Source organism: Nitrospira sp. (genome assembly GCA_016873435.1).
GTDB lineage: Bacteria > Nitrospirota > Nitrospiria > Nitrospirales > Nitrospiraceae > VGXF01.
The window spans coordinates 131535-158026 of record VGXF01000001.1 but is presented as its reverse complement, the minus strand read 5'-3'; the positions used below and the strand labels follow the sequence as shown (position 1 = coordinate 158026).

The following is a 26492-nucleotide window of genomic DNA, read 5'->3' as shown; positions in this document are numbered from 1 at the left end:
GTCATGATTGTCATTCCAGCAATCGATTTGAAGGACGGGCAGGTCGTTCGCCTCACGCAGGGCAATTTGCACCAGGCCACGGTCTATTCGAAGGATCCAGTCGACATGGCGCGCAAATGGCAGGATCAGGGCGCGCAGATGCTGCACGTTGTGGACTTGAACGGGGCTTTCGAAGGCGAGCCGAAAAATCTTGCGCACGTCGAAGCGATCGTCAGCGCCGTGTCCGTCCCGATCCAGGTGGGAGGCGGCATCCGTTCGCTCGACACGGTGCGATCCTATCTCGGTGTCGGCGCCCAGCGCGTCGTCATGGGTACGACGGCGTTGCGGGAGCGCTCCTTGCTGGAGGAGATCCTGGAAATATTTCCTCAGCGTGTGGTCGTCGCGGTGGACGCCAGGAACGGTCTCGTCGCAACCGACGGCTGGAAGACCATCACCAATATCACCGCTCGTGCTGCCATCCAGTCCCTCTCGGGTCTAGCGCTGGCCGCGATCCTGTACACCGATATCGCCAAGGACGGTATGATGGCGGGCCCCAACCTCATCTCGCTCAAGATTATCGTGGACGAATCGCCGGTGCCAGTCATCGCCTCCGGCGGCGTATCGAGCCTCAAGGACATTACAGCCATCAAGGCAATGGGATTGAATGTCGAGGGCGCGATTCTCGGCAAGGCGCTCTACGAAGGTAAAATCGATCTGGCGAAAGCTAACGCCGTGGCCGCTTCGTGAACAATGACGCATGAACGCCGAAGTTGAATGTAAATTGTCCGTTCGTCATTCATAGTTCTTGGTTCATTGTTGGCTCCCATGCTCACCAAGCGCATCATTCCGTGTTTAGATGTCAAAGACGGCAGGGTGGTCAAGGGGATCTCCTTCGTCAACCTGCGAGACGCCGGCGATCCGATCGAAATCGCCAAGGCCTACGATACGGACGGCGCTGACGAGCTCTGCTTTCTCGACATCGCCGCCACCTACGAAAACCGCAAAACCATTCTGGACGTTGTGGCCCGCACGGCCGAGCAGGTCTTCATGCCGCTCACGGTCGGCGGCGGGGTCCGTACGCTTGAGGACATACGCAATCTGTTGACAGCCGGATCGGACAAAGTCAGTATCAATACTGCGGCGGTCGAGCGGCCAGAATTCGTGCGCGAGGCGTCCGCCCGGTTCGGCACGCAGTGCATCGTTGTGGCAATTGATGCGAAAAGGCGTGCAACAGGAGGATGGCAAGTGTTTACCCATGGCGGGCGCACGGCAACAGGCATTGATGTCGTCGAGTGGGTAAAGAAAATGGAAAACCACGGTGCGGGAGAGATCCTGCTCACCAGCATGGATCAGGACGGCCGGCAAAGCGGATATGACTTGGAATTGACGGCGGCGGTCTCCGGCGCCGTGTCCATCCCGGTGATCGCGTCGGGTGGCGTTGGCACGCTGGAACATCTGTATGACGGCTTCACTAAAGGAAAAGCGGACGCGGTGCTGGCCGCCTCCATTTTGCACTACGGCACGCACACGATTCCGGAGGCGAAGGCGTATTTGCGGGGGCGCGGGATCGCGGTGCGCAGTTAGGCGTGTGCAGTATGAATGATGAGGTTGCGGGGAAAGGATAAAGTGCGCAGTAGGAATTGGGAAGTGAAGGAACGTTCGGTTCAGCAGGTCTAGCGCATCGCGTAAAGTTGGAAGCCATGGATCTCAACCACCTGAAATGGGACAAGCAGGGTCTGATTCCAGCCGTCATCCAAGACTGGCGGAGCGGAACCATTCTCATGCTGGGCTACATGAATCCGGAGTCCCTCCAATTGTCACTGGAAAAGAAGACTATTCACTTCTGGAGCCGTGAGCGTAAGCGGATCTGGGAGAAGGGCGAAACTTCCGGCAACAGGCTCCTTCTGAAAGACATTTTCGTTGACTGCGACGGTGACACGCTTCTGGTCAAGGCGGAGCCGATGGGCCCGACCTGTCACACCAACGCGTGGACCTGTTTCTTCCTGCGCATGCGCGGAGACGGGTCGGGGCAGCTGGAAAAAACCACGGACGGGTTCGGCGCCGGCATCCTCGACACGCTCTACCGGACTATTCAGGATCGCAAGGCGCATCCATCAGCGGAGTCCTATACGTCGACACTGCTCACAGGCGGTGTGGATAAGGTACTCAAAAAAGTCGTCGAGGAAGCGGGTGAAGTCGCGCTGGCAGCGAAGGGTGGCAAAAAGAATGAGATCGTCTATGAAGTGGCCGACCTCCTGTTTCATACGCTCGTCGCGCTGGGCTATCACGATGTTAATCCGGATGAGATCTACCGTGAGCTGGCAAATCGTTATGGCGTCTCCGGTCTCAAAGCAAAGGTGAACTCGGCACTGGAAAAAGGTGCAACGAAGTGAACGACTGCCTCTTCTGCAAGATCGTCGGGAAGAAGGTGCCCGCCAAGATCGTTTATGAGGACGATCAGTGTGTGGCCTTCGACGACATCAGCCCGCAGGCGCCGATCCACTTTCTCGTCATTCCCAAACGGCACGCGGCGTCCGTGGCCGAGCTGGGGGCGGCCGATGCCGGTCTGCTCGGGCATCTGATGCTGACCGGCGGTACGGTGGCAAGGCAGAAGAACATCGCTGACGACGGCTACCGGTTTGTGATCAACACAGGGAAATTCGGCGGCCAAACGGTCTTCCATCTGCATCTGCATGTGCTGGGCGGACGCCCCATGCACTGGCCGCCAGGATAGGCACGCGACACAGTCAAGTTCGTGCCGCTCCTATCGTCGGTAGGGGGGGATATGGCTGACGACACGTATCATCGCCGGATTGATGTGCTGGCCATCGGGCTGTTCGGACTGGCGGTTGGCGCCTTGACATTGGGCGTCGCACAACTGGGGTACATTCCCGAAAAAGACCGCATCGGGACGCTGGTCATCGCGCTGCTCTTTGGCGGCATCGTGCAGATTCTGGCCGGTATCACCGACATCCGCTACCATGAGCAACTTGGCGGCACCGCGCTGACGATGTACGGATTTTTCTGGACGACCGTCTGCACGGCCAAGCTGGTCAGCGCCAGCACGACGTTTCAGTTGAGCATGGTGCTCTATGCGCCGATCAACTTTGTCTATTTCATATTTTCGGCCGTCATGGTCTATCTCACAGCCTTTCGAAACACCGCGCTCTGTATTCTGCATGCGGTGATCACCGTCACGTTCTTCACCACATTTCTCGCGCGCTTGGACATTCTGACCGAAACCATTCCCGGTATCTTGCATATCCTCGTCGGCTTCCTGGCCTTCTACCACGCGGTTGGCAGTCTGACGGCCTCTTTTACCAACCGGGAACTGCTTCCGCTGGGCCCTCCGTTGCTGCGGCATAAGAGCGGCCGATAGAGCCAAAACAGCGGGGCGCAACGCGGCCACGGGCATGACGGATGCATTTCTCGCAGGCCATCCGCACACCGACTTTCCCTGGCGAGTGCGCCAAGTTGCGCCACGCGTAGCGGCCGGGGAAGGTCTATCGCCGGTGCTGTAGAGAGACGAACAGCGAAATCCCGTCCCGATCAAATCGCTATCACGACGCCATTGCGGCCAGCGCGCAAGCTATATGGGACGAGTACTTTCGGGATTAAGTAAGAGAAAAGCCGCTCTTCCTCCGTTCGCAGGTATGATATAAAGGCGGTATGGATATTGAAGCATTTCGTCTCATGGTATCCAGAAATCCAAAGGGGTTTCTTGGGCGGTATGGCCTTGGGAACAAGATCCTCCAGGAGGGCGGGGATATGAACGAGGCCGTCGAGCATCTAAGCGTGGCTGTCGAGCTCGATCCCGTCCACGTGGCTTCGCATCTGGCGCTCGGACGTGCGTTAGTCAAATTGGGTCGGCAGGAGGAGGCGAGAGCCGTGCTTCAGGCCGGCATCAGCGCAGCCGTATCGGGCCGTTCGAATGGCGGAGTTGATCTGGTTCCCGAAATGCGCGCGTTGCTGCAGGCCCTGGGGTGAGCGGTCCACCTGGCATGCTCCCGTTGCGTGTCTGCCGTAGAAGACCCAGCGCACCCGGTTCTGTTCGACTGCCCGCTGCACGAGGAAGATAGCTGTCATGAATCTTGATGAAGCCCGCAAACGCATTGAGTCAGCAATGGCGCAGTATGGGGAACATGCCGGCATGGCCATCGAACTGGTCATCAACGAAGTCCGTTCAGACCAGGGCGCTCGCGCGGTCAACGAGCTGATTGACGAATTCGACCTGGAGCTTCAGTACAACATCGCGCCGATAGAATCGGATTATTCAAGTAGCTAGTTTCCGTTCCTGCCTCACTTCAGCGATGCCAGATCAATCACAAACCGGTAACGCACGTCCCCGCGCAGCATGCGCTCGTAGGCCTCGTTGACCTGCTGAATCGGGATTGTCTCGATATCGGCGGGAATCTTGTGTTTGGCACAGAAGTCGAGCATGTCCTGCGTTTCCTCGATGCCGCCGATGAGCGAGCCAACAAGCCGTCTCCGCCGCATGATGAGCGGAAAGGCGCCGAGTGGTGTCGGCGCCTCGGGCGCGCCGACGAGAATCATCGTGCCATCGGTCTTCAAGCATTCGAGGTAGGCGTTTAGATCGTGGGGCGCCGAAACTGTGTCGAGGATGAAATCGAACCGGCGGGTGAGTTTGGCGAGTACCGACGGATCGGAAACGACGACGAAGTCATCCGCACCGAACCGGGCGGCGTCCTTCCGTTTCTTGTTCGAATGACTCAGGACCGTCACCTCCGCGCCCAGCGCCGCGCCGATTTTCACGGCCATATGACCCAGACCGCCAAGTCCAACCACGGCGAGTTTGTCCTTCTTTCCCACCTTCCAGTGGCGCAGGGGAGAGTAGGTGGTAATGCCGGCGCAGAGCAGGGGGGCGGCCGCATCGAGCGGGAGTGTCTTGGGCACGCGCAGTACGAAGCGCTGGTCCACGACAATCTGTGTGGAATAGCCGCCGTAGGTCGGCGTTTTTAGATCCATCTCAAGACCGTTGTAGGTCCAGGCCACGTGCGTTTCGCAATATTGTTCTTGGCCCTTCTTGCAGGAAGGGCAGACACGGCAGGAATCCACGAGGCAGCCCACGCCGGCGCGGTCTCCGGCCTTGAACCGCTGCACCTGCGCACCCGCCTGGACCACGGTGCCCATGATTTCGTGCCCGGGTACCATCGGAAAGATCGCGCCGCCCCATTCATCTCGTGCCTGATGCAGGTCGGAATGGCAGATGCCGCAATAGCGGATGTCGATTACCACGTCGTTCGGGCCCGGTTCGCGCCGTTGAATGGAGAAGGGGGCGAGCGGCGTCTTGGCGGTTGTGGCGGCATAGGCGTTTGTGGGGCGCATGGGAGTCTCCTCAAAATGGTGCGGCATTGTGCGGTCGAGCACCCCGTTGATGCAAGACCCACCGCGTATCTCGTCGCGTGTAAAACGGGGCGCGTATTTCAGGAATTGAGCCGGTAGGAGACTGGATATGCTTCATGAGATACGCTATTCTGGTTTCACCCATTCCATGACGATTACCGCCTACAATCAGGTTGCCATGCCCTCGTTCATGTACGGGACAGCATGGAAGAAGGAGGCGACGACCGGCCTCGTACTGCAGGCCGTGTCGGCGGGCTTTAGAGCTATTGATACGGCCAATCAGCTCATCCATTATGACGAGGCGAGGGTGGGCGAGGCGTTGCTGGCGCTGGCGAAGCAGGGCATCGGGCGCGAGCAGCTCTTTCTGCAGACAAAATTCACTCCGACCAACGGCCAGGACCACCGTACACCCTACGACCCCCATGCCGACCTCACGACCCAGGTGCGGCAATCCTTCGACAGCTCACTGGTTCATCTGCACACGGACTATCTGGATTCGTATGTGCTGCACGGGCCTTACGTCCGGCGCGGGCTGAGTGAGATGGACTGGGAGGTCTGGGCGGCGATCGAGTCGCTCTGCAAGGCCGGCAAAACAAAAATGATTGGCGTAAGTAACGTGTCTGCGGAGCAACTGACGCTTCTATGCGAGAAGGCGCAGGTCAAACCGATGGTGGTGCAGAACCGCTGCTATGCAGCCTTCGGCTGGGATCGTGACGTACGGGCTATCTGCTACAGACAGGGGCTCATCTATCAGGGCTTCTCACTGCTGACGGCCAACCAGGGTCTTTTCCTTGAGCCAGCGATGCGGACCATCGCGCAGCGGTATAAAACCGGCGTGGCGCAGGTGATCTTCCGCTTCGCCCTGCAGATCGGCATGCAGCCACTGACCGGTACGACAAGCCCGCAGCACATGGCGGACAATGTTCTCTGCGAGCAATTCACGCTCACCGATGACGAAGTGAAAATGATCGAGACAATTGGGTGTTGAGGGCAGTGTGCACGGTCTCTCCCCAGTGGGTCATCGCCGGCGGGGGGCCAGCAGCACGGGCACCCATCGTAGTGGCTCGTCGGCGCATGTTCAAGGCGGGCTGCTGGGGGAGTTCAGCCGGATTTTTTCGCCGCGGTCGCCGTTGACTTCACATTTTCCCGTCTGATACAGTTCGGGGCTGACTGTGCTGATTTTTCAAGCCTTTCCAGGTCCATCTCGGCAGATTCGGTGCGCGGTATCACAGGCAAAGGAGCGGCACCGGCGTGAGCAGCGGTTTGATTCCCCAAGAGATCATCGAGCAGGTCAAAGAGCGTACCGATATCCTTGATGTGGTCTCTGGCTACGTGAGTCTGACCAAGGCCGGCCAGAACTTCAAAGGCCTCTGTCCCTTCCACAACGAAAAAACGCCGTCGTTCATGGTTAGCCCCTCGCGGCAGATTTTCCATTGCTTCGGCTGCGGCGCGGGCGGCAATGCCTTTTCCTTCGTCATGAAAATGGAGGGCACGTCGTTTCCCGAAACCGTCCGCGAGCTGGGCCGCAAGGCCGGTATCGAGGTGCCGACAGTCCGCGGCGTGCGGCCCTCGCAGGAGGCGGGCCAGCGTGAGAAACTTGAGCAGATCAATGCGGCGGCGCAAGCCTGGTTCCGGAGCAATCTCGCCCAGGCCGAGGTGGGCCGGGAGGCGCGGCTCTATCTCGCAGACCGGGGCATATTCGAGGACACGGTCGAGAGTTTCGGCTTCGGCTGGGCGCCGCAGACGTGGGACGGCCTGCTCAAACATTTATTGAAGTCCGGCTACACGATTCCAGAGTTGTTGGCGTCCGGACTGATTGTGCAGAAAGACGGGGGGGGCCGAAACCTGAAAGACCCCTCCGGCTACTACGACCGGTTCCGCTCGCGCGTGATGCTGCCGATCTGCGACCTGCGCAAGCAGGTGCTCGGCTTTGGCGGGCGCATCCTGGGCGAGGGCTCGCCGAAATATCTCAATTCGCCGGAGACGCCGCTCTTCAACAAGGGGCGCGCGCTCTATCTGCTGGAGAAGGCGCGGGGGGCGGCCGGCAAGACGGCGGATACACTGATTATTGTGGAAGGGTATTTCGACGCGATCGCGCTGCACCAGGCGGGGATCACAAATACCGTGGCCACGCTCGGCACGGCGCTGACGCCCGATCACATTCGAACGATCCGCCGTTACGTCAACAAGGTCGTGCTGCTGTTTGATCCGGATGAGGCGGGCGTGCGCGCGGCGCTGCGGACGCTAGACCTCTTCGTGGACAGCGGCCTCGGCGTGAAGGTGGTTTCGCTGCCGGGCGAAGACGATCCGGATACGTTCATCCGCAATCAGGGCACGGAGGCCTTTGCGCAATTGCAATCTGCCGCGCCGAGCCTGCTGCATTTTTCCGTCGCACACAGCTTGACCAAGGTGGGCTCGACGTCCATCGAGGACCGCATTCGCAGCGTGGACGAGGTGTTGCGCATCCTTCAGAAGACGAACAACCGGTTGGAGAAGGAGGAATACACAAAGCAGGTGGCCGAGCGGCTGGGCGTGAACCAGCAGCGGCTGATCGAGCGCTATCCGGAACTGCGTCCGCGCGAGGGGCGCTTGGCGCGCCGAGCGGCGCCTGCCGCGGCCGCGGCGCCGACTGGCGCTAGGTTCAAAGGTGCCCCGGAGGAACGCGATCTGATCCATCTGCTGCTGCAAGGGCAGTTGCTACCGACGGACGTGCAGCGGCTGGAGGTCGAACTTTTTTCGATGCCGGCCTGCAAGCGGATTGTGGAGATCGCGCTGCGGTCGCTAGATGAAGGACGCGTGTCTGTGCGGGCCACGCTGGATGAGGCCCTGGCTGATGTGGCCTGCGCCACGGTGGCGACGGAACTCTCGCTGTCGGAGCAGCCCTATGACGACGTGCGGCAGCACGTGGCGGATTGCTTGGACCGGCTGGAGCGCAAACACCTCGAAGGCACGATGAGTCGCCTGATCGTGCAACTTCGCGAAGCAGAGCAGGCGGGGCGGGCTGACGAAGCCCGACAGTTGAACGATGCGGTCAATGCGTTGCGGTTGAAGAAATCGGAGCGGACAGCGGTTTCTGCTGCGCCAGGAGTTTCATAGAGGTCAGGTTGTTCAAAAAGGCCGTCCAGCACGGCCGCAGCGAGTGAGGGACCGAGGCGTACGTTTGTCGGTACGTCAACGTCCCGAGCGATGCGAGAACAAAGCTGGTGGTCTTTTTTAACAGCGTGTGAGGAGACGGGTATGGCTAAAGACGAAATGCTGGTAGAAGTCAAAAAGCTCATCGCCATCGGCAAGGATAAGGGCTTTATCACCTACGACGAGCTGAGCAGTTCCTTGCCGGCCGAGCTGGTGTCGTCTGAGCGGATGACCCACCTCATGACGATCTTCGGCGAGATGGACATCGAGATCGTGGATGCGCCGGAAGGCGAACAGGCGCGCAGCGCCAAGAAGCCGTCAAAGGCGCGTGATGCGGAGTCCGACGACGAGGATGAGGAGAAGGAGGGGTCTGAGGGCAACAAGAAGCGGATTGATCTCACGCCCGGCGTGCTGAGCCGAACCGACGACCCGGTCCGGCTCTATCTTAAGGAAATGGGCAGCGTCGCGCTGCTGAGCCGTGAGGGCGAAATCGAAATCGCCAAGCGAATCGAAGAGGGCAAGAAGGACATGTCCATGGCCGTCTTCGGCCTGCCGATGACCATAAAGACTGTGCTGGAGATTTCAGAGCAGATTAAGAAGGAGAAGCTCAGCGTACGCGAAGTCGCGCAGACGGCCTACGATGAGGAGATGGACCAGGAAGAGCGCGAGGAAATGGAGCAGGACGACACCGAGCTTCGCAAGAAAACGCTCGAGGCGCTCACCAAGGTGCGTCGGCCCAGTACGCCTGTGGTGGCACTCTACAAGAAGCTGTGGGCGGCGCGGGGCAATCCGGTCAAGCAAAAGCGGATCAAGGCGCAGATTAAAGACGTGCGCGTGCCGGTGGTGGAGCGGATCGAGGCAATCAATTTTCACCCGTTGTTTAAGGACAAGCTGGTGCAGCGCGTGCGCCAGGTGGCACAGGAAATTCGGTCGGCTGAGCGCGAGATCAGCAACTGTTATCGCCGGCTGGGCGCGTCAGGTGAGGCGGGGGCCGAACTGCTGCGCAAGCTGTCACGCGATCGCCGCGGCTTGCTCGCCGTAAAGCGGAAATGCGGCTTGCCTGAGGAGTCGCTCCTGTCTATCAAGAAGATCGTGGCTGAGGCGCGGGCAAAGATCAGGCGGATCGAGTCCGAAGAGGCGAAGATGACCTCCGAGGATCTCAAGGAGTCCGTCAAACACCTCGACCTGGCCGACGACAAGATGAAGCGCGGCAAGGCGGAGCTGGTTGAGGCCAATCTTCGACTGGTTGTCAGCATTGCCAAAAAGTACACGAATCGGGGCCTCCAATTCTTAGACCTGATCCAGGAGGGCAACATCGGTCTGATGAAAGCGGTGGACAAGTTCGAGTACAGGCGCGGGTACAAGTTTAGCACCTACGCGACGTGGTGGATCCGGCAGGCGATTACCCGCGCCATCGCTGACCAGGCGCGCACCATCCGCATTCCGGTGCACATGATTGAGACGATCAATAAGCTGATCCGCACGTCGCGGCATCTGGTGCAGAAGCTCGGCCGCGAACCCACCCCGGAGGAAATTGCCGAGCGGATGGATCTGCCGCTGGACAAGGTGCGGAAGATCCTCAAGATCGCGCGTGAGCCGATCTCACTGGAAACGCCCATTGGCGAGGAGGAAGACAGCCATCTGGGGGATTTCATCGAGGACAAGAAGGCGGTCTCCCCGCTAGACGCAGCCATCCGCTACGATCTGCAGCGCCAGATCAGCACTGCGCTGGAGACGCTGACGCCACGCGAAGAAAAGGTGCTGCGGAAGCGGTTCGGCATCGGCGAGAGCACGGACCATACGTTGGAGGAAGTTGGCCAGGACTTCGAAGTCACCCGCGAGCGCATCCGCCAGATCGAAGCCAAGGCGTTGCGCAAACTGCGGCATCCGAGCCGGAGCAAGAAGCTCCGCAGCTTCGTCGAGAGCCTGTAGAGAAATAGAGGACTTGAATCTTTTCCCGGCGTGGGATGACCGCGGTAGGGTTGATGGGGCAGCGAATATGGGTCGTCCGAGTGCCAGCGCCATGGAATGAGCTAAGGACAGGGCCCATAGCTCAGGTGGTCAGAGCGGGAGACTCATAATCTCTTGGTCCCAGGTTCGAATCCTGGTGGGCCCACCATACCACGCTTCGCTTGAGCTGGTGGATACCCCCTTCAGGCGGGGGGTGGTTTCAAGATCGCACTGGCGAGGTGGCAGGTCCTTAAATTTGCGGACGCGGTCGCAAGCCCTGCCAGTGATATTTCTCAGAGGGCAGTTAAATGTGTCGTTGTAGATGTCTTTGGCGCTGTGTTACTGTGACCATCGTGACGGCGTATCCACTCAGAGGCCTCTTTGAATCCGCAACTGCGTCCGCTTATTGATTTGCAGACCCTCGATCTCCGTATGTCGGAGATCAAAGACTCCCAGCGCAAGCTTCCTGTCCTTCTCGAAACCGCTCAGGCCCCGCTCAATGACGCGACAAAGCAACTGGACGATCTGACCGCTTCGCTCGACACCGCGAACAAAGAAAAACGGTCGCTTGAAAAGGATCTGGAGGCGCACGAATCCCAGACGGAAAAGATGCGCACGCGACTGAGCGAGCTCAAGACCAACAAGGAGTATCAGGCACATCTTTTCGAAATCGAAATGGCCAACAAGAAAAAAGGTGAGATCGAAGAGCGTATTCTGATGTGTATGGAGCGGCTCGAGCAGCAGCAGAAGGCGGCCAAGGAGGCCCAAGCCAAAAAAGCCGAGGCCGAAAAGCTGTTCGCGGAAGAAAAATCAAAACTCGACGCGCAGCAGGCGTCACTGACGGCTGAGCTGGTCGAATTGGAGCAGAAGCACAGGGACGCCTCGGCCCACGTCGAGAAAAATCTACTGGCGCGCTACACGAAGCTGAAGGCCTCGCGTAAGGATCAGGCTCTGGCGCCGGTCCGCAACGGCATCTGCTTTGGCTGCAAGCTGCAATTGCCGCCTCAGCTTGTCGCCCAGGTCCGGCGCGGGGATCTGCTGCTCAATTGCAACTATTGCCACCGCATGCTCTACTGGGAGGGGGCGGCGGCGGAGGAAGTAGTCCCTGCGGCCGCTGCCACGGTAAAAAAGCAGCAGGACGAAGCGGGTGAGTCGGTTTAGCTCTCCTCAGTCTGTCCCAACACAGCTTTCGTAGTCTTGAAGTGCAGCTTGGCAACCATGCCGAGCCGCTCTTCTCCGTGCTTTTTGACGATCATTTTGGCAGCTAGTTCGACATGGGTGGCCCCTTTTGGCAGCATCGTACCTACTTCCTCTGAGAGGCGTTGGAGGCGAAAGAGAAATTCCGCGCGGGCCAAAATCGAAGCAGCTGCAACGGCCAGATCGGACTCGGCTTTTGTCCGCTGGATCAACTGGATCTTCTTCCCTTTTTCTTTCAGAGCGCTGAGGATGAGCCGTTCATTGCCGAATTGGTCAGCAATGGCCAGCGGGCAGTCCACCTGCTCCAGTAAATTTTCCAGCGCCCGCGCGTGTCCCCAGGCCAGTAGGCGATTGAGATTACGGAACTTGGGATAGAGTTCGTTGTATTTTTGTGGGCCGATGACGACGATGCTGTATTTGCAGGCTTGGCGCAGGTCCCCGGCGATCTCCAGCACGCGCCCGTCGGAGATCTTTTTGCTGTCCCGTACCTCCATGAGGCGCAGCTCCGGCTCGAGCTCGCCCGTCACGTGGGCGGCAGCAATGACCAAGGGGCCGAAGTAATCGCCCTTGCCGGACTCATCAATGCCAATCCGATTTCCCGAGGTCGTCATGCCGGTTGCAGCCATACTGCTTGGATGTTGAAAAAAGCTGCCAGCAGCGTTCTCGCATCGCATAAATCCTCAACGTGCTGACAAGCGTACGCTTCGGCCTTTTGCTCGCGGCGTCCTTTCTGAAAGGTCTTTATGAACATCCCGGAGGGAGCGTGAATCGGTGAGGACTGTAACAGACGTTGTACAGACGGTCAATTTGCTTGCCCGAGTGCTGGACGGTTGTTATAGTGAGGCTGCGCGAGGGAGAGGGCCGGATGATCGCTGGCCGCAAGGCTGGAGGAAAGTCCGGACTCCAAGGGCAGGGCGCTGGGTAACACCCAGGCGGAGCGATCCGACACAAGCGCAACAGAGAACAGACCGCCGATGGCCCCCCAGGCTCAGGAATGAATCTGGCGAGGCTCAGGTAAGGGTGAAACGGTGGGGTAAGAGCCCACCGCGTTCATGGTGACATGAACGGCACGGCAAGCGTCGCCCGGAGCAAGACCAAATAGGGGGGCACTCCGAGGCTCAACCATATGGGAGTCTCGGAACGGCTGGCTCAGTCAGGCCCCCGGGTAGGTCGCATGAGGCCCGAAGTAATCCGGGCCCCAGAGAAATGATCATCCCCGTCACAAACGGGACAGAATCCGGCTTATAGGCCCTCTCCCTCGCGCCCTTTAAGCAGGATGTTGAAAAAGCCCGCCCGCCGTCTTCGCGGTGGCCCGTGTTCTTACGACATGTTAAAAAATATGTCTCACTGGTGACGCTCATTATCCCTGGCGGCGTGGCCCCCTGCAGCTTACGACTTGACGGGCTTTTTGAATATCCTGAAGAAAGACCGTATCACACCCCGCAGTCCTTGCCTGTTTGCTCTCTCAATCGCTCGACGAAACTCTCCCTCCGTGACCGTGCCCGAGAAGGCTTCTACCTGGTCAATCAGCACCACCGGCACACGTTCGCCGTAGCGGATGGCGAGGTCGGATGTCTCGTCTACATTGATTCGGGTGAGGATGAAAGGATGCTCGGCCTGGACTGTTTTGGCGATGCGTTCGACCACGTTGCAAAGGTGGCAGTCCGGCCGGGAATAAATAATGACCTCAGGCACGGCGGATCCTCTGCGCCAGAGAGTGAAAAGGTTGACTTGCCGTCAAAGGCGATGCTAGTATCGTATGCTCTATCCTATTGTTTTTTGAACAGAATTTTCCGTTTGAGGAAAGGGTGAACCGATGAAGCTCACCGGCGCGGAGATATTTCTGGAATGCCTTAAAAAAGAAGGCGTTAAGACGATTTTTGCCCTTCCGGGCGGCGTCGTCCTGAAAATCTTCGACGTGTTGCATCAACAGAAGGACATTCAGGTTGTGTTGACCCGCCATGAGCAGGGCGCCGGCCATATGGCCGAGGGTTACGCCAAGGCCACTGGCAAGGCCGGCGTGGCGCTGGTGACGTCTGGCCCCGGCATGACAAACGTGATCACCGCGCTGGCCGACGCCTACATGGATTCCGTGCCCCTGGTGTGTTTCTCCGGCCAGGTGCCCACGAGCCTCATTGGCAACGACGCGTTCCAGGAGGCCGACAACATCGGCCTGAGCCGCCCCTGCACGAAATACAATTTCCTCGTAAAGGATGTCAATGATCTCGCGACGACGATCAAGGAAGCCTTCTACGTCGCGACGACCGGGCGCCCCGGCCCCGTGCTGGTGGACATTCCCAAGGACGTATCCATGAACAAGGCGGAGTTCAAGTATCCGGCCTCCGTCTCGATGCGCGGCTACAACCCGACCTACGATGGCAACAAGTGGCAGATCAAGCAGGCGGCCGAGCTGATCGCCAAGGCGAGGAAGCCGGTGCTCTATATTGGCGGCGGCGTGATCTTCTCCGAAGCCTCGCAGGAAATTCTCGAGTTGGCGGAGATGTGCCAGTTACCGGTGGACATGACGTTGATGGGGCTGGGCGGGTTTCCGGGTGAGCATGCGCTCTCCATGGGTATGCTGGGCATGCACGGCACCTACTGGGCCAACATGGCGATCCACTACTCTGACCTCGTGATTGCAGTGGGGGCGCGGTTCGACGATCGGGTGACGGGCAAGGTCTCGGAATTCTGCCCGCATGCGAAGGTTATTCATGTCGACATCGACCCGACATCGATCCGCAAGAACGTTCACGTGGACGTTCCGATCGTGGGCGACTGCAAGACCGTGCTCCGCGAGCTCGTCGATGTTCTTAAGGCCACGGTAAACGGCGATCAGAAGGAACTGCGGAAGCCCTGGTGGGACCAGATCAACGACTGGAAGCAGGCGCATCCGCTGGCCTATCAGCAGGATGCCCATGGGCCGATCAAGCCGCAGCATGTCGTGAAGCGGCTCTACGAACTCACAAAGGACCGCGATCCGATTGTCTCGACCGATGTGGGGCAGCACCAGATGTGGGCGGCGCAGTACTTCAAGCTGGCCAAGCCAAACCGGTGGCTGACCTCCGGCGGGCTGGGCACGATGGGCTTCGGCTTCCCAGCGGCCATGGGCGCGCAGGCGGCCTTCCCCGGACGGCTGGTCCTCTGCATCGCCGGCGACGGTAGTGTGCAGATGAATACGCAGGAGTTGGCGACCGCGGTGGTGAACAAGCTGCCGGTAAAGGTTGTCGTGCTCAACAACGGTTTCCACGGCATGGTCCGGCAATGGCAGGATTTGTTCTACGAGGGCCGGTACGCGTCCAGCTTTTTGGATGTCTACCCGGATTTCGTGAAGCTGGCCGAGGCCTACGGGGCGGTCGGTCTGCGCGCGAAGACCGTGTCGGAGCTGGACGGCGCGATCAAGGAAGCGATCTCGATCGACAAGCCGGTGTTTCTCGACGTGCCGACCTATCCATACGAGAACGTCTATCCAATGATTCCAGCTGGCGGCTGCAATCACGAGATGATTCTGGCCGATCCGCCGGAGTTGAAACAGAAGCAAAAAGCCGGCGCGCCGACTCCGGTCGCAGGCGAGGACAAGGACACCGTTCTCACCGCATAGCGGTGAGAACGGGGTGGTCAGTTTTAAGTTGTTAGTGTTCGGTGAACCGGGAACGTACAACTGAAAACTCATCACTGTTGAAGGGAACATGGAACACATCATTTCCGTGACCGTGGAGAACAAGTTCGGCGTGCTGTCGCGCATTGCCGGTCTGTTCAGCGGGCGTGGCTTCAACATCGAGAGCCTCTCGGTGGCGCCCTCGCTCGACCCCTCCACGTCCATGATGACCATCGTCACCACTGGAGACGATCGGATCGAGCAAATCGTCAAACAGCTTAACAAGCTGATCGACGTGATCAAGGTTGTGGACCTCAGCGAGAACGAGTTTGTTGAGCGGGAGACGGCTTTGATTAAGGTGCACACGAAGTCGGAGGACCGGGCCGAGGCGCTGCGCATCGCGGACATCTTTCGCGCCAATGTCATTGATTCGACGCCGGGCACCTACACGATCGAGGTGACGGGAAGCGTGCGGAAGATCGAGGCGATCATCAACCTCCTGCAGCCGCTGGGCATCAAGGAGCTGATCCGGACCGGCCGCGTGGCGATCGCGCGGGAGCCGATCCGGCCGGCCATGACCCATCCCAAGCGGATCGCCAAAGAGTAGTAGAGTGCCCGTCCGCCGATTGTTCAGGCAACATTTTTACTTGTGAGGAGCGAGTGATGAAGGTCTATTACGACAAAGATGCTGACTTGCAGCAGATTAAGAACAAGAAGGTGGCCATTATCGGCTACGGCAGTCAGGGCCATGCCCACGCGCTGAATCTGAAGGAAAGCGGCGTCAATGTCGTCATCGGTCTCCGCGAGGGCGCCTCGTGGAGGAAGGCGGAGCAGGGCGGGCTGAAAGTCATGCCGGTGGCCGATGCTGTGAAAGCGGCGGAGGTCGTCATGATTCTCGCGCCGGACGAGGCGCAGGCGGCCATTTATCGCCAGCACATCGGGCCGAATTTAAAGGACGGGGCCTATTTGGCCTTTGGCCACGGCTTCAACATCCATTTCGGTCAGATCGTCCCACCGGCCGGCGTCAACGTGTTCATGGTGGCACCCAAGGGCCCGGGGCACCTCGTTCGGTCGGAATACACGAAAAGCAGCGGCGTACCCTGCCTCCTGGCGATCCATCAGGACCCCAGCGGCAACACTCGCAAGGTCGGCCTAGCCTATGCCAGTGCGATCGGCGGCGGCCGCGCGGGCGTCATTGAAACGAACTTCTGCGAGGAGACGGAAACCGATCTCTTCGGCGAACAGGTGGTCCTCTGCGGCGGCCTGACCTCACTGATCCAGGCGGGCTTCGAGACGTTGGTCGAGGCGGGTTATTCGCCGGAGATGGCCTATTTCGAATGTCTGCACGAGGTGAAACTGATCGTGGATCTGATGTACGAGGGCGGCATTGCTAACATGCGCTACTCCATCAGCACGACGGCCAAGTATGGCGATGTGACGCGTGGTCCGCGCATCGTGACGGACAAAACCAAGCAGGAAATGAAGCGTATCCTGAAAGAGATCCAGAGTGGCCAGTTCGCCCGCGAGTGGGTGCTGGAAAACCAGGCGAATCGCCCAGTCTACAACGCGTTGCTCAAGAAAGGCGAAGCCCATCCAATCGAAGAGGTCGGAGCAAGGCTGCGGGCCATGATGTCGTGGCTCAAGAGCGGCAAACTTGTCGACAAGGCAAAAAACTGAACAGGCGTTCCCTGCAGGCAGTTTTCAGTTTGCAGTTCGGGATCAGGGCGTACTGAAAACTGAAACCTGACCACTGGTAACTGAATTTATGTCTGATCGCGCGGTCGGCATACCGATTGTCAAGGAAGGGCTTCCGTTTGTGGCTGCTGTCGGCACGCCAGCCGTGGCCGCAGGGATGCTGGGGTGGACGGGCATCGCAGCCGCCTTTGGTGCCGTGGCGCTGTTCACGGCCTGGTTCTTCCGAAACCCCCAACGGTCGGCACCGCAAGCCGACCGGATCGTGGTGGCACCAGCGGACGGGAAGATTGTCGAGATCAGTGAAGAGACTGAGTCACGCTTTCTCAAAGGCAAGTGCGTACGGATCAGTATCTTCCTGAATATTTTCGATGTGCATGTAAACCGGATTCCCTGCAAGGGAACGGTGGAGCAGGTGACCTATCAACCAGGCCAATTCTTGGTGGCCAGTCGGCCGGAAGCCACGTTGCAAAACGAGCAGAACGCCCTGCTGATCCGGGCGGCGCAAGGAACGAAGGTGCTCTGTGTGCAAATCGCCGGTCTGATCGCGCGTCGGATCGTCTGCTGGGTGCAGCCCGGCGAGAGCGTAGTTTGCGGCGAGCGGTTCGGGCTGATCCGGTTCGGTTCTCGGATGGATGTGTTTCTGCCGGTGGGGACGAAGTTGAAGGTCAAAGTAGGCGATCACGTGAAGGGCGGGGAAACCCTCTTCGGGGAACTGTAAGATGAGGACGGCTTTTTTAAAAGAACCGAAACGGCGCCGGGCCGTCTACCTAATTCCGAATCTGCTGACGACGGGAAACTTGTTCAGTGGGCTGTACGCCGTGCTGGCGGTGTTCCACGGCAACTACTTCGCGGCGGCTGTGGCGATCATGATCGCGCTGATTTTTGACATGCTGGACGGCAAGTCGGCCCGGTGGACGAATAGCACAAGCCAGTTTGGCGTGGAGTACGATTCGCTGGCCGATCTCGTGGCGTTCGGGGTAGCGCCAGGGCTGCTGATCTACGGCTGGGCGCTCAGCGTCTACGACATGCTCGGGCCGTCCGTGATGTTCGCCTTCGTGGCCTGCGGGGCGCTGCGGCTGGCGCGGTTCAACGTGATGACTGCCGCGAGCGAGAGTAAATATTTCATGGGCCTGCCGATCCCAGCGGCTGCGAGTGTGGTGGCCACGCTGGTGATCTTCGACCGCGAGGTGGCTCAGCTCGGCCTATCCAGTAAGCCCGTGGCGGTGCTGGTACTGACGATGGCGCTGTCCTTTTTGATGGTCAGCACGATCAAGTACCGGAGTTTTAAGGATCTGAAGTTTAGTGGGCGGGCGCATTTCGACAATCTGGTGTTGGCGATCCTGATGATCATGCTGGTGATTGCCTGGCCGCAGGCGATGCTATTCATCGTGTTCGCGTGTTATGCTGTGTCCGGTCCAATTGAGAAAGGCGTGCAACTGGTGCTCAAACTGACCGGGAAGCGCCCGGTGGAATCGCAGCCAGTGCTGGAGACGAAAGAGTAGGGCGACGAAGAGGAATAGTAGGCGATCGCGCAGTCTGCAGAGAGCCGGCGGGTGGTGCGAGCCGGTGTTGCACGTCGCTGAACTGGCCTCGGAGCCTGGTTCCTGAATTAGGAGTAGGGAATCCCGCATGACCCACGACACGGGTCAAACAGAGGGCGACGGGACTGCAACCAAGGAGCCCGGCGCTGAATCAGGGTGGTACCACGGAGGGCGGAACGCCTTCGTCCCTGGCATAAAGCCCCAGGGCGGAGGCTTTTTTGTTTGTGCTGTGTGCCAGCTTGAGAAGAGGTGAGTTATGACCACGCGTAATATCCGCATCTTTGATACGACCTTACGGGACGGGGAACAGTCACCGGGGGCGAGCATGAACCTTGAGGAAAAGGTCATGATCGCCAAGCAACTGGCCCGCTTGGGCGTCGACATCATCGAGGCGGGGTTCGCTTACAGCTCGCCCGGCGATTTCGAGGCGGTGCGGCAGGTGGCGCAGGAGGTCGAAGGACCGACAATTTGTAGCCTCGCGCGCGCGCGGCCTGAGGATATCGACCGTGCGTGGGAAGCCCTCAAGGGCGCATCTAAGGCACGCATCCATACGTTTCTGTCCACGTCAGATATTCATTTGAAACACCAGTTCCGCATGACGCGCAAGGAAGCGCTCAAGCGGGCGGTGGAGATGGTCGAGCGGGCGCGCGGCTACGTAAAGGACGTCGAGTTTTCTCCGATGGACGCCAGCCGCTCGAACGTCACTTATCTCTGCGAAGTCATCGAGGCGGTCATCGCGGCCGGCGCCGCAACGGTTAACATTCCGGACACCGTCGGCTATGCCACGCCAGACGAGTTCGGACAGTTGATTGCCATGATCAGGAAGAAAGTCAAGAACAGCAGGAAGGCCGTCATCTCGGTCCACTGCCACAACGATCTCGGTTTGGCTGTCGCCAATTCGCTGGCGGCCATTGCGGCGGGCGCGGGGCAGGTGGAGTGTACGATCAACGGGATTGGCGAGCGGGCCGGTAATGCCTCACTGGAAGAAATTGTCATGGGATTGCGGACCCGCAAGGATTTCTACGAGGCCGACACGAAGGTCCGCACCCAGGAGATTGCCAAGACCAGTCGGCTCGTCAGTAAGATCACCGGCATGGTTGTACAACCGAACAAGGCGATCGTGGGCGCCAATGCCTTTGCGCACACGTCCGGCATCCACCAGGACGGGCTGCTCAAGGAGAAGAGTACCTACGAGATCATGCGGCCCGAGTCCGTCGGACTGGGCAAGATGCAATTGGTCATGGGCAAGCTCTCGGGCCGGCATGCGTTTCGGCAGCGGCTGGAGGAGTTGGGCTACAAGTTGTCCGATCAGGAGGTCAACCAGGCATTCGAGCGTTTCAAGCGGCTCGCTGATCAGAAGAAAGAAATTTTCGAAGAGGATCTTGAAACAATTGTCTCGGAGGAGACGCGGCGGATTCCCGAGCGGTATGCGTTGAAATCGCTCTACGTCAAGAGCGGCACGGGAGAGGTGCCAACGGCGACGGTGGAACTGCTGATCGATGGGCAGGCTGTCAAGCAAACCGGCACGGGTGATGGCCCAGTGGACGCGGCCTATCGCACGATTGCGGCGATGCTCGGCACCAAGAGCCGGCTGTTGAGCTATGTAGTGAAGGCTATTACGGGCGGGACGGACGCGCAGGGCGAAGTGGCGGTCAAACTGGAGGAGGGCCGCAACGCTGCCATCGGCAACGGAGCCGACACCGATATCATTGTCGCATCGACCAAGGCGTACCTAAATGCGCTCAACAAACTGTCGTTCTGGGCATCCAAGAGCAGTAGCCCCGATCAAAAGATCGGGCTCGTCTAGCGGCATGTTGAAAAAAGCGCCAGCGGCGTCCTTGCATCGCTCAAAGGCTTAACGTATTGAGAGGTGTGCGCCGTCTCTTTTGACTCGCTGCAGTCTTGCTGAAGAGCTTGTTGCGCATCTTGGGGGGAGTGTGCACGTCGTTAAGCTCAAGGATTGTCCGGAATTTCTAGCGGGCGACCATACCCTTCTTCGCGAATTGTTGCATCCGGGCAAAGCGACGGTGGCGCTGGGCTTTAGCCTCGCGCATGGCCTCATCAAGCCTGGCGCGAAGTCGAAACGCCACCGGCTGGCCTCTTCGGAGGTCTATTATTTTCTGGCCGGCAAGGGGCGGTTCCGGATCGATCAGGAGTCGGCCGACATCGAAGCTGGTTCGGTGGTCTATGTCCCGCCGAAGGGCCAACAGTGGGTGGAGAATACGGGGACGGCGAATCTGGAATTTCTGTGCCTGGTAGATCCGGCGTGGAAGCCGGAAGACGAAACCGTGACGGAGTGAAAGGAGCAGGGACGGTAGTATGAAAGCGACGATTGCTGTACTGGCGGGCGACGGGGTCGGGCAGGAGATCGTGCCCGAGGCCGTCAAGGTGCTTAAGGCCATCGGTGAGCAGTTTGGCCACAGGTTCACGTTTATCGAGGCGCCGGTCGGCGGTCAAGCTATCGACCTGACCGGCAAGCCGCTGCCGCTCAAGACGCTGGCGTTGGCCAAAAGCAGCGACGCCGTGATGCTCGGCGCAGTCGGCGGTCCCAAGTGGGAAGGGCTGGATTATTCCATCAGGCCTGAGCGCGCATTGCTCGGCCTGCGGGAGCAACTGGGTCTCTACGCCAATCTGCGCCCGGCCAAACTCTATCCGATGCTGGCCGATGCCTCGACGCTTAAGCGCGAGGTGGTTGAGGGAATCGATATTCTCGTCGTGCGCGAGCTGACGGGTGGTATCTATTTCGGTAAGCCAAAGGGGATTCGGAAAATCCCAGGTGGTGAAAAGGGGATTAACACCGAGGTCTATACCACTCAGGAGATCCGGCGCATTGCCGTTGTGGCCTTCGAAGCGGCCCGCCGACGTCGGAAGAAAGTCATGTCCATCGACAAAGCCAACGTGCTGGAGTCGTCCGAACTCTGGCGCCGCGTGGTCATTGACGTGCACAAGAAGTATCCGGACGTCGAGCTGAGCCATATGTACGTGGACAACTGCGCGATGCAGCTTGTCCGCAACCCAAAACAGTTTGACGTGATCGTGACGACCAACATGTTCGGCGACATTCTGAGCGACGAGGCGGCAATGCTGACCGGCTCAATCGGCATGTTGCCCTCAGCCAGCGTGGGTACCAAGACCGGCATGTACGAGCCGATCCACGGCAGCGCGCCCGACATTGCCGGGAAGAATCTCGCCAATCCCATCGCGACCATCGCCTCGGTGGCCATGATGCTGTCCTATGCCTTTAAGCTCGATAGGGAAGCGGAGACGGTCGAGCGGGCGATCGTCAAGACGCTTGCGCAGGGCTGCCGGACCAAGGAAATCCACACGCCTGGCATGACACTCGTAGGGACGAAGGAAATGGGTGCGGCGATTCTGAAGAATCTCAAGGACTGACCGTGCCCGGACCCCACTCAGTTTCAATCCCATCCGGTTGCATCGGCACCCTTGCCGGCAACGGCGAGCTCGGTCACTCCGGCGACAGCAAGCCCGCGGTCGAGGCCTGTCTCAATGAGCCAAAGGGGCTTGCCTTGGGGGCGGGCGCTCTCTATATCGCCGATGCGGAAAATCATGTGATCCGCCGCGTCGACCTGGCTACTGGCATTATTACAACCGTCGCAGGCTATCCCGAGAAGGGGAACGGCTCAAGCGGTCCAGCGCTGGCGGTTATGCCGAAAGAGGACGAGGATCCTTTTGCCGATCCGTCTCCCTCAACGGCGCAGAAGTTTGTGCAGACAACCGATTTGAGCGGAACAGTTCGATATATCGTTGGTCAGGGTAAGGCTGGGCGGTTTGGCGGTGACGGCGGTCCGGCCACGAAGGCCACGCTGAATTTTCCTGGCGCGGTAGCGGTGGATCGCCACGGGCACCTCTATATTGCCGATACGATGAACCATCGCGTGCGCCGAGTCGATGCGAAGACCGGTGTGATCACGACAATTGCCGGCACGGGACAGCATCGCTATTCGGGAGACGGGGGCCTGGCAACGGCCGCAGCTCTGAACGAGCCGGCGGCGCTAGCAGTGGACGGCAAGAATCAACTTTATATCGCCGACCAGAGTAACAATCGCGTGCGCAAAGTCGATCTGACCACCGGCATCATCACAACGGTGGCGGGGACGGGCGACTCGGGCTACACGGGTGACGGCGTGCCGGCGGTGGAGGCTGGTCTGTCGGGCCCCAGCGGACTCACGCTCGGTCCCGATGACACGCTCTATATTGCGGATACTTTTGCCGGGCGGATCAGAAAGATCGATGCGTCAGGCATCATAAGCACGGTGGTGGGTGACGGGAGCGAATATCGATTTTCTGGCATGGCCAACGAGTTTTCAACGAGCCTGTCCCGTCCCTATGGCATCGCGCTGGATGCAGAGGATAATCTACTGATCACGGATTCCGACAGCCATTTGCTCCGGCGCTGGTACAAAAAGAAAAAGATCATCGCCCGCCTCGCAGGCAGCGGCCAAGCGCAGTTTGGAGGAGACGGGGGCAATCCGCTGGCCGGCAGCCTCAATTACCCTTTCGGGGTGGTGGTGGACGGCGCCGGGAACGTGTATATTGCGGACACATTCAATCACCGGATCCGGATGATCGCAGCCTAGAGTCATGTTAAAGAAGAAACCAGCTTATACCATTGCGATCCTTGGCGCCACGGGCGCCGTGGGGAAGGAAACCCTTGAGATTCTTGAGGAACGAAAATTTCCCATTGAATCCCTACGTCTGTTTGCATCTAAGCGGTCAGCCGGGAATGCGATGCCCTGCCAGGGCTGTGAGTGGAAGATCGAAGAACTGACACCGTCGGCGTCCTTCGCCGGCGTGGATTTTGCGCTGATCTCCGCGACTGACGAGATTAGCAAGGAATACGGCAGAAAGCTGGGTGCTGCCGGTGTGGTTGTGATCGACGACAGTTCGGTCTTCCGCATGGACGCTGATGTGCCGCTGGTCGTGCCGGAAGTCAACGGGCAGGCGCTGACACAAATGCCACGCGGCATTGTAGCGATCCCAAATTGTACAACCACGCCGCTGGTCATGGCGCTCAAGCCGCTTCAGGAGGCGGCGGGCATCAAGCGGGTGGTGGTGACGACGTTCCAATCGGTGTCGGGGACCGGTTTGGCCGCCATGGACGAGCTGGTCGACCAGGCTAAAGCGCTCCTGTCTTTCCGCGACGTGGAAGCCAAGGTCTATCCCTACCAGATCGCGTTTAATTTACTCCCGCACATCGGGTCATTCGGCAAGGATGGTGACTGCTCGGAGGAGACGAAGATCGTCCGTGAAACGCAGAAGATTCTGGGAGCGCCAACAATGCGGATCACCGCGACCACCGTGCGTGTGCCGGTGCTGCGCTGTCATTCAGAGGCAATCAACGTTGAGCTGGAGCGCGCGCTCTCACCCAACGACGCGCGCGCGGCGCTGGCGGCCATGCCGGGTGTGCTGGTCTACGACGATCCTTTGAAGAAGCTCTATCCCATGCCGATCGATGCGTCCGGCAAAGACGCGGTCTACGTCGGCCGGATCCGCGAAGACCTCTCGATCACGAATGGACTGAATCTCTGGGTCGTGTCCGACAATCTACGCAAGGGGGCGGCGCTAAACGCCATTCAGATTGCGGAACATCTGATCAAGTGAGCCGGACCATGCCGGAACTCGACGGCTTGGGAAAGATGCTGCTGGTGGCGGGCGGGCTGCTGATGCTCGCTGGCATAGTCGTCCTGTTGCTGGCCAAGGGGCACGCTGAAAGTGGGCCGTTAAGCGAGTGGTTCGGCTGGGTTGGGAAACTCCCGGGTGATATTTCCATCAAGCGAGAGGGGGTCAGTTTTTACTTTCCGCTGACGACGAGCATTGTGATCAGTGTCGTGTTAAGCCTGCTCATCTATCTGTTCTCGAAACGGTAACCATGCCGGTTGCGGCGTTGTTCGCAGCGTGCGTCCTCCTACTCCCCGGAATCAGTTTTGCTGATGACACGGTGCGCGTGCTGATGCAGCAGGACGTGCAGCGGGTCGAAATCTTTGCCCAGCGAGGCGTGATGGTCCATGTGCCGAATAGGGACACCCGCGCCTTTTCCAGTTCGGTCGTGGTCAGCCCCGCGGCGGGCGGAATTGCACTCAACGGCGTGAGGGTGTCAGCCGATGTCGTGACGATCCGCAGCCGCGGTGGCGATCTGGTAGTGACGAGCGGGAATGGTGATGCGAAGCCGCTGGCGGTCGGCGGGGGGTTGAAAGTGCTGACGCGCGGGAGCGGGCTGGCCCTCGTCAACGATGTGGATTTGGAGGAATACATCAAGGGTGTCGTGCCAGCCGAAATGTCGCCGGGCTGGCATCTGGAGGCGCTCAAGGCCCAGGCCGTTGTCGCGCGGACCTATGCCCTCTATCAGCGGATGCTGAACAAGGCACGCGAGTACGATCTCGTTTCAACCGTTCAGGACCAGGTCTATCAGGGGCGGCAGGGCGTGGATCAGCGTGTGCAGAAGGCGGTAGAATCCACGCGCGGGCTGGCCGTGGCCTATCAAAACGCGCCGATCTATGCGGCTTTTTCGTCCACGGCGGCCGGCCCGACTGAAGATGCGATGAATGTTTGGTCCAAGGACTTGCCGTACTTAAAAGGCGTGGACTGCCCCTTTGACGTAAACGCGCCGCGCTACCAGTGGCGTGCGGTATTAAAACTCGCTGACTTGGAAGCGACGTTCCGAAAGCAGGGCGTGGACGTGGGCGCGATTGCGAGCCTCACGCCCTTTGCCTACAGCAGGGCCGGCCGGGTGACCAAGCTCAGGATTCTTCATTCCCGCGGCGAATTGATTCTGCGAGGGGAGGATTTTCGCCGTCTGATCGGCTACTCGGTTATCCTCAGCACGCAGTTCAACGTGGAGTCCATGGGGATGGAGGTGGTTCTGTCGGGACGCGGCTCTGGCCACGCTGTGGGGCTTTGCCAGTGGGGCGCTAAGGAAATGGCAGAGCGCGGCTATCCGTACACCACCATTCTCTCCTACTACTTTCCGGGTACTGAAATCCGTCGCGCATCAGCGCTCGCACAGTAATGCTCCTCTCCGAATTCGATTTTCCATTCGATCCTTCGTTGGTTGCGGATCATCCAGTTGAACCGCGCGATCAAGCGCGCCTCCTCGTTGTACCGAAGAACGGTGAGGCCTGTGGTCATCGTCGTGTTGCGGACCTGTCGGAGCTGCTGAACTCCGGTGACCTCCTCGTCGTCAATGATACGAAAGTCCTCGCGGCACGCCTGAGCGGACGCAAACAACCGGGCGGCGGGCAAGTGGAGCTGGTGCTGGTCAGGCCGGTCGCAACAGATTGCTGGGAAGTGCTCTGCAAGGGTACGAAACAGGGGCAGGTGATCGAACTGGACGGCGGTGCGACCGCGACGGTGATGGAGCAGGGAGCGGGCGGGATCATCATGCAGTTTTCCTCCTCTGTGCCTGCGCTGCTTGAGATGGTCGGGCGGATGCCCCTGCCCCCCTACATCAAACGTGAGCCCACCGAACTGGATAAAATCTGGTACCAGACGCGCTTTGCGCGCAAGGCCGGTGCGATTGCCGCACCGACGGCGGGGCTGCATTTCACGGAGCGGCTGCTGGCGGCGCTCAACACCAAGGGTGTGCGGACTGCCACGGTAACGCTCCACATCGGGCCGGCTACGTTCCGTCCTGTGACAGCGAAAAAAATCGAAGAACACCGAATGGGCACAGAATGGGCAGAGATTTCCAAGGCCACGGCGGATGCGATCAACGAAACCAAAAAATCATGTGGTCGGATTGTGGCGGTGGGCACCACGGTTGTGCGCACACTTGAGTCAGTCGCATCTTCAAATGGCACCGTACAACCTAGGCAGGGCGACGTTGGTCTCTTCATCACCCCGGGCTACCGCTTCAAGGTTGTGGACGTGTTGATGACTAACTTCCACCTGCCGAAAACGACCTTGCTCATGCTCGTTTCAGCCTTCGCTGGCATAGAACCGCTTCGCAGGGCCTATGCCGAGGCGGTCAGGGAGAAGTATCGGTTCTACAGTTACGGGGATGCGATGTTGGTGCAGTAGGG

General features: G+C 59.4%; 27 protein-coding genes, 1 tRNA gene and 1 other RNA gene. 26 read left to right on the top strand and 3 right to left on the bottom strand.

Annotated features, from left to right (window positions below; all coding sequences use genetic code 11):
- Positions 1-3: 3 nt before the first annotated feature.
- The 7 genes from hisA (at position 4) to FJ248_00760 (ending at position 4264) form a co-directional block, all read left to right on the top strand.
- Complete coding sequence (gene hisA, locus FJ248_00790) at positions 4-726, top strand: 1-(5-phosphoribosyl)-5-[(5-phosphoribosylamino)methylideneamino]imidazole-4-carboxamide isomerase (GenBank protein ID MBM4119425.1); 723 nt, start codon at positions 4-6, stop codon at positions 724-726.
- Positions 727-804: 78 nt separating this feature from the next.
- Complete coding sequence (gene hisF, locus FJ248_00785; protein ID MBM4119424.1) at positions 805-1563, top strand: imidazole glycerol phosphate synthase subunit HisF; 759 nt, start codon at positions 805-807, stop codon at positions 1561-1563.
- Positions 1564-1679: 116 nt separating this feature from the next.
- Positions 1680-2372: a bifunctional phosphoribosyl-AMP cyclohydrolase/phosphoribosyl-ATP diphosphatase HisIE gene (locus FJ248_00780; GenBank protein MBM4119423.1), complete on the top strand. Its 693-nt coding sequence runs from the start codon at positions 1680-1682 to the stop codon at positions 2370-2372.
- Complete coding sequence (locus FJ248_00775; GenBank protein ID MBM4119422.1) at positions 2369-2713, top strand: histidine triad nucleotide-binding protein; 345 nt, start codon at positions 2369-2371, stop codon at positions 2711-2713. Before FJ248_00780 ends, FJ248_00775 begins: the two co-directional genes overlap by 4 nt.
- 51 nt (positions 2714-2764) lie before the next feature.
- Positions 2765-3358 carry a hypothetical protein gene (locus FJ248_00770; GenBank protein ID MBM4119421.1) on the top strand — a complete coding sequence of 198 codons (594 nt, stop codon included), beginning with the start codon at positions 2765-2767 and terminating at the stop codon, positions 3356-3358.
- Between the two features lie 290 nt (positions 3359-3648).
- The gene (locus tag FJ248_00765; protein ID MBM4119420.1) at positions 3649-3966 is read left to right on the top strand and encodes a tetratricopeptide repeat protein; all 318 of its coding nucleotides are present in this window, start codon (positions 3649-3651) and stop codon (positions 3964-3966) included.
- Between the two features lie 97 nt (positions 3967-4063).
- Entirely contained in the window at positions 4064-4264 is a 201-nt protein-coding gene (locus FJ248_00760) for a hypothetical protein (protein MBM4119419.1), read from the top strand.
- Between the two features lie 14 nt (positions 4265-4278).
- Here the strand turns inward: FJ248_00760 and FJ248_00755 are convergent, their stop codons facing one another.
- Positions 4279-5325 carry an NAD(P)-dependent alcohol dehydrogenase gene (locus tag FJ248_00755; protein ID MBM4119418.1) on the bottom strand — a complete coding sequence of 349 codons (1047 nt, stop codon included), beginning with the start codon at positions 5323-5325 and terminating at the stop codon, positions 4279-4281.
- Positions 5326-5491: 166 nt separating this feature from the next.
- On the opposite strand from FJ248_00755, the gene FJ248_00750 reads away from it, so the two are divergent.
- The 5 genes from FJ248_00750 to FJ248_00730 all read left to right on the top strand — a co-directional run bounded on the left by FJ248_00750 (position 5492) and on the right by FJ248_00730 (position 11586).
- Entirely contained in the window at positions 5492-6331 is an 840-nt protein-coding gene (locus FJ248_00750; protein MBM4119417.1) for an aldo/keto reductase, read from the top strand.
- 263 nt (positions 6332-6594) lie between these two features.
- On the top strand, positions 6595-8439 hold the full coding sequence (locus tag FJ248_00745) for a DNA primase (protein ID MBM4119416.1): 1845 nt from the start codon (positions 6595-6597) through the stop codon (positions 8437-8439).
- Positions 8440-8580: 141 nt separating this feature from the next.
- On the top strand, positions 8581-10407 hold the full coding sequence (gene rpoD / locus FJ248_00740; GenBank protein MBM4119415.1) for an RNA polymerase sigma factor RpoD: 1827 nt from the start codon (positions 8581-8583) through the stop codon (positions 10405-10407).
- Between the two features lie 110 nt (positions 10408-10517).
- Positions 10518-10594: transfer RNA gene (locus FJ248_00735), tRNA-Met, on the top strand.
- Positions 10595-10857: 263 nt separating this feature from the next.
- On the top strand, positions 10858-11586 hold the full coding sequence (locus FJ248_00730) for a hypothetical protein (protein ID MBM4119414.1): 729 nt from the start codon (positions 10858-10860) through the stop codon (positions 11584-11586).
- On the opposite strand, the gene rnhC is transcribed toward FJ248_00730, so the two are convergent.
- Positions 11583-12248: a ribonuclease HIII gene (rnhC, locus tag FJ248_00725; GenBank protein ID MBM4119413.1), complete on the bottom strand. Its 666-nt coding sequence runs from the start codon at positions 12246-12248 to the stop codon at positions 11583-11585. The genes FJ248_00730 and rnhC overlap by 4 nt on opposite strands.
- A gap of 227 nt (positions 12249-12475) precedes the next feature.
- On the opposite strand from rnhC, the gene rnpB reads away from it, so the two are divergent.
- Positions 12476-12883, top strand: an RNA gene (gene rnpB, locus FJ248_00720) — RNase P RNA component class A.
- A gap of 128 nt (positions 12884-13011) precedes the next feature.
- Here the strand turns inward: rnpB and FJ248_00715 are convergent.
- Entirely contained in the window at positions 13012-13317 is a 306-nt protein-coding gene (locus FJ248_00715) for a glutaredoxin family protein (GenBank protein ID MBM4119412.1), read from the bottom strand.
- A gap of 121 nt (positions 13318-13438) precedes the next feature.
- Between FJ248_00715 and ilvB the strand changes: the two genes are divergently transcribed.
- The 13 genes from ilvB to queA all read left to right on the top strand — a co-directional run bounded on the left by ilvB (position 13439) and on the right by queA (position 26490).
- Positions 13439-15220 (top strand): biosynthetic-type acetolactate synthase large subunit, encoded by a 1782-nt coding sequence (ilvB, locus tag FJ248_00710; GenBank protein MBM4119411.1) that lies wholly within the window; start codon positions 13439-13441, stop codon positions 15218-15220.
- Positions 15221-15308: 88 nt separating this feature from the next.
- Positions 15309-15824: an acetolactate synthase small subunit gene (gene ilvN, locus FJ248_00705; GenBank protein MBM4119410.1), complete on the top strand. Its 516-nt coding sequence runs from the start codon at positions 15309-15311 to the stop codon at positions 15822-15824.
- Between the two features lie 56 nt (positions 15825-15880).
- Positions 15881-16894: a ketol-acid reductoisomerase gene (ilvC, locus tag FJ248_00700; GenBank protein MBM4119409.1), complete on the top strand. Its 1014-nt coding sequence runs from the start codon at positions 15881-15883 to the stop codon at positions 16892-16894.
- Positions 16895-16982: 88 nt separating this feature from the next.
- Positions 16983-17630, top strand: coding sequence for a phosphatidylserine decarboxylase family protein (locus FJ248_00695; GenBank protein MBM4119408.1), 648 nt, complete (start codon positions 16983-16985; stop codon positions 17628-17630).
- Position 17631: 1 nt separating this feature from the next.
- A complete protein-coding gene (gene pssA / locus FJ248_00690; GenBank protein ID MBM4119407.1) occupies positions 17632-18414 on the top strand; it encodes a CDP-diacylglycerol--serine O-phosphatidyltransferase in 783 nt (260 codons plus the stop codon).
- Between the two features lie 295 nt (positions 18415-18709).
- On the top strand, positions 18710-20260 hold the full coding sequence (locus tag FJ248_00685) for a 2-isopropylmalate synthase (protein MBM4119406.1): 1551 nt from the start codon (positions 18710-18712) through the stop codon (positions 20258-20260).
- Positions 20261-20390: 130 nt separating this feature from the next.
- Positions 20391-20753 carry a cupin domain-containing protein gene (locus FJ248_00680; GenBank protein ID MBM4119405.1) on the top strand — a complete coding sequence of 121 codons (363 nt, stop codon included), beginning with the start codon at positions 20391-20393 and terminating at the stop codon, positions 20751-20753.
- A gap of 19 nt (positions 20754-20772) precedes the next feature.
- The gene (gene leuB, locus FJ248_00675) at positions 20773-21846 is read left to right on the top strand and encodes a 3-isopropylmalate dehydrogenase (GenBank protein MBM4119404.1); all 1074 of its coding nucleotides are present in this window, start codon (positions 20773-20775) and stop codon (positions 21844-21846) included.
- A gap of 2 nt (positions 21847-21848) precedes the next feature.
- A complete protein-coding gene (locus FJ248_00670; GenBank protein ID MBM4119403.1) occupies positions 21849-23051 on the top strand; it encodes a hypothetical protein in 1203 nt (400 codons plus the stop codon).
- Between the two features lie 4 nt (positions 23052-23055).
- Positions 23056-24075: an aspartate-semialdehyde dehydrogenase gene (locus tag FJ248_00665; protein ID MBM4119402.1), complete on the top strand. Its 1020-nt coding sequence runs from the start codon at positions 23056-23058 to the stop codon at positions 24073-24075.
- Between the two features lie 8 nt (positions 24076-24083).
- Positions 24084-24341, top strand: coding sequence for a DUF2905 domain-containing protein (locus FJ248_00660; GenBank protein ID MBM4119401.1), 258 nt, complete (start codon positions 24084-24086; stop codon positions 24339-24341).
- A gap of 2 nt (positions 24342-24343) precedes the next feature.
- Positions 24344-25480, top strand: coding sequence for a SpoIID/LytB domain-containing protein (locus tag FJ248_00655; GenBank protein MBM4119400.1), 1137 nt, complete (start codon positions 24344-24346; stop codon positions 25478-25480).
- Positions 25480-26490, top strand: coding sequence for a tRNA preQ1(34) S-adenosylmethionine ribosyltransferase-isomerase QueA (queA, locus tag FJ248_00650; protein ID MBM4119399.1), 1011 nt, complete (start codon positions 25480-25482; stop codon positions 26488-26490). The genes FJ248_00655 and queA overlap by 1 nt, the downstream gene beginning before the upstream one ends.
- The last annotated feature ends 2 nt before the right edge of the window (positions 26491-26492 follow it).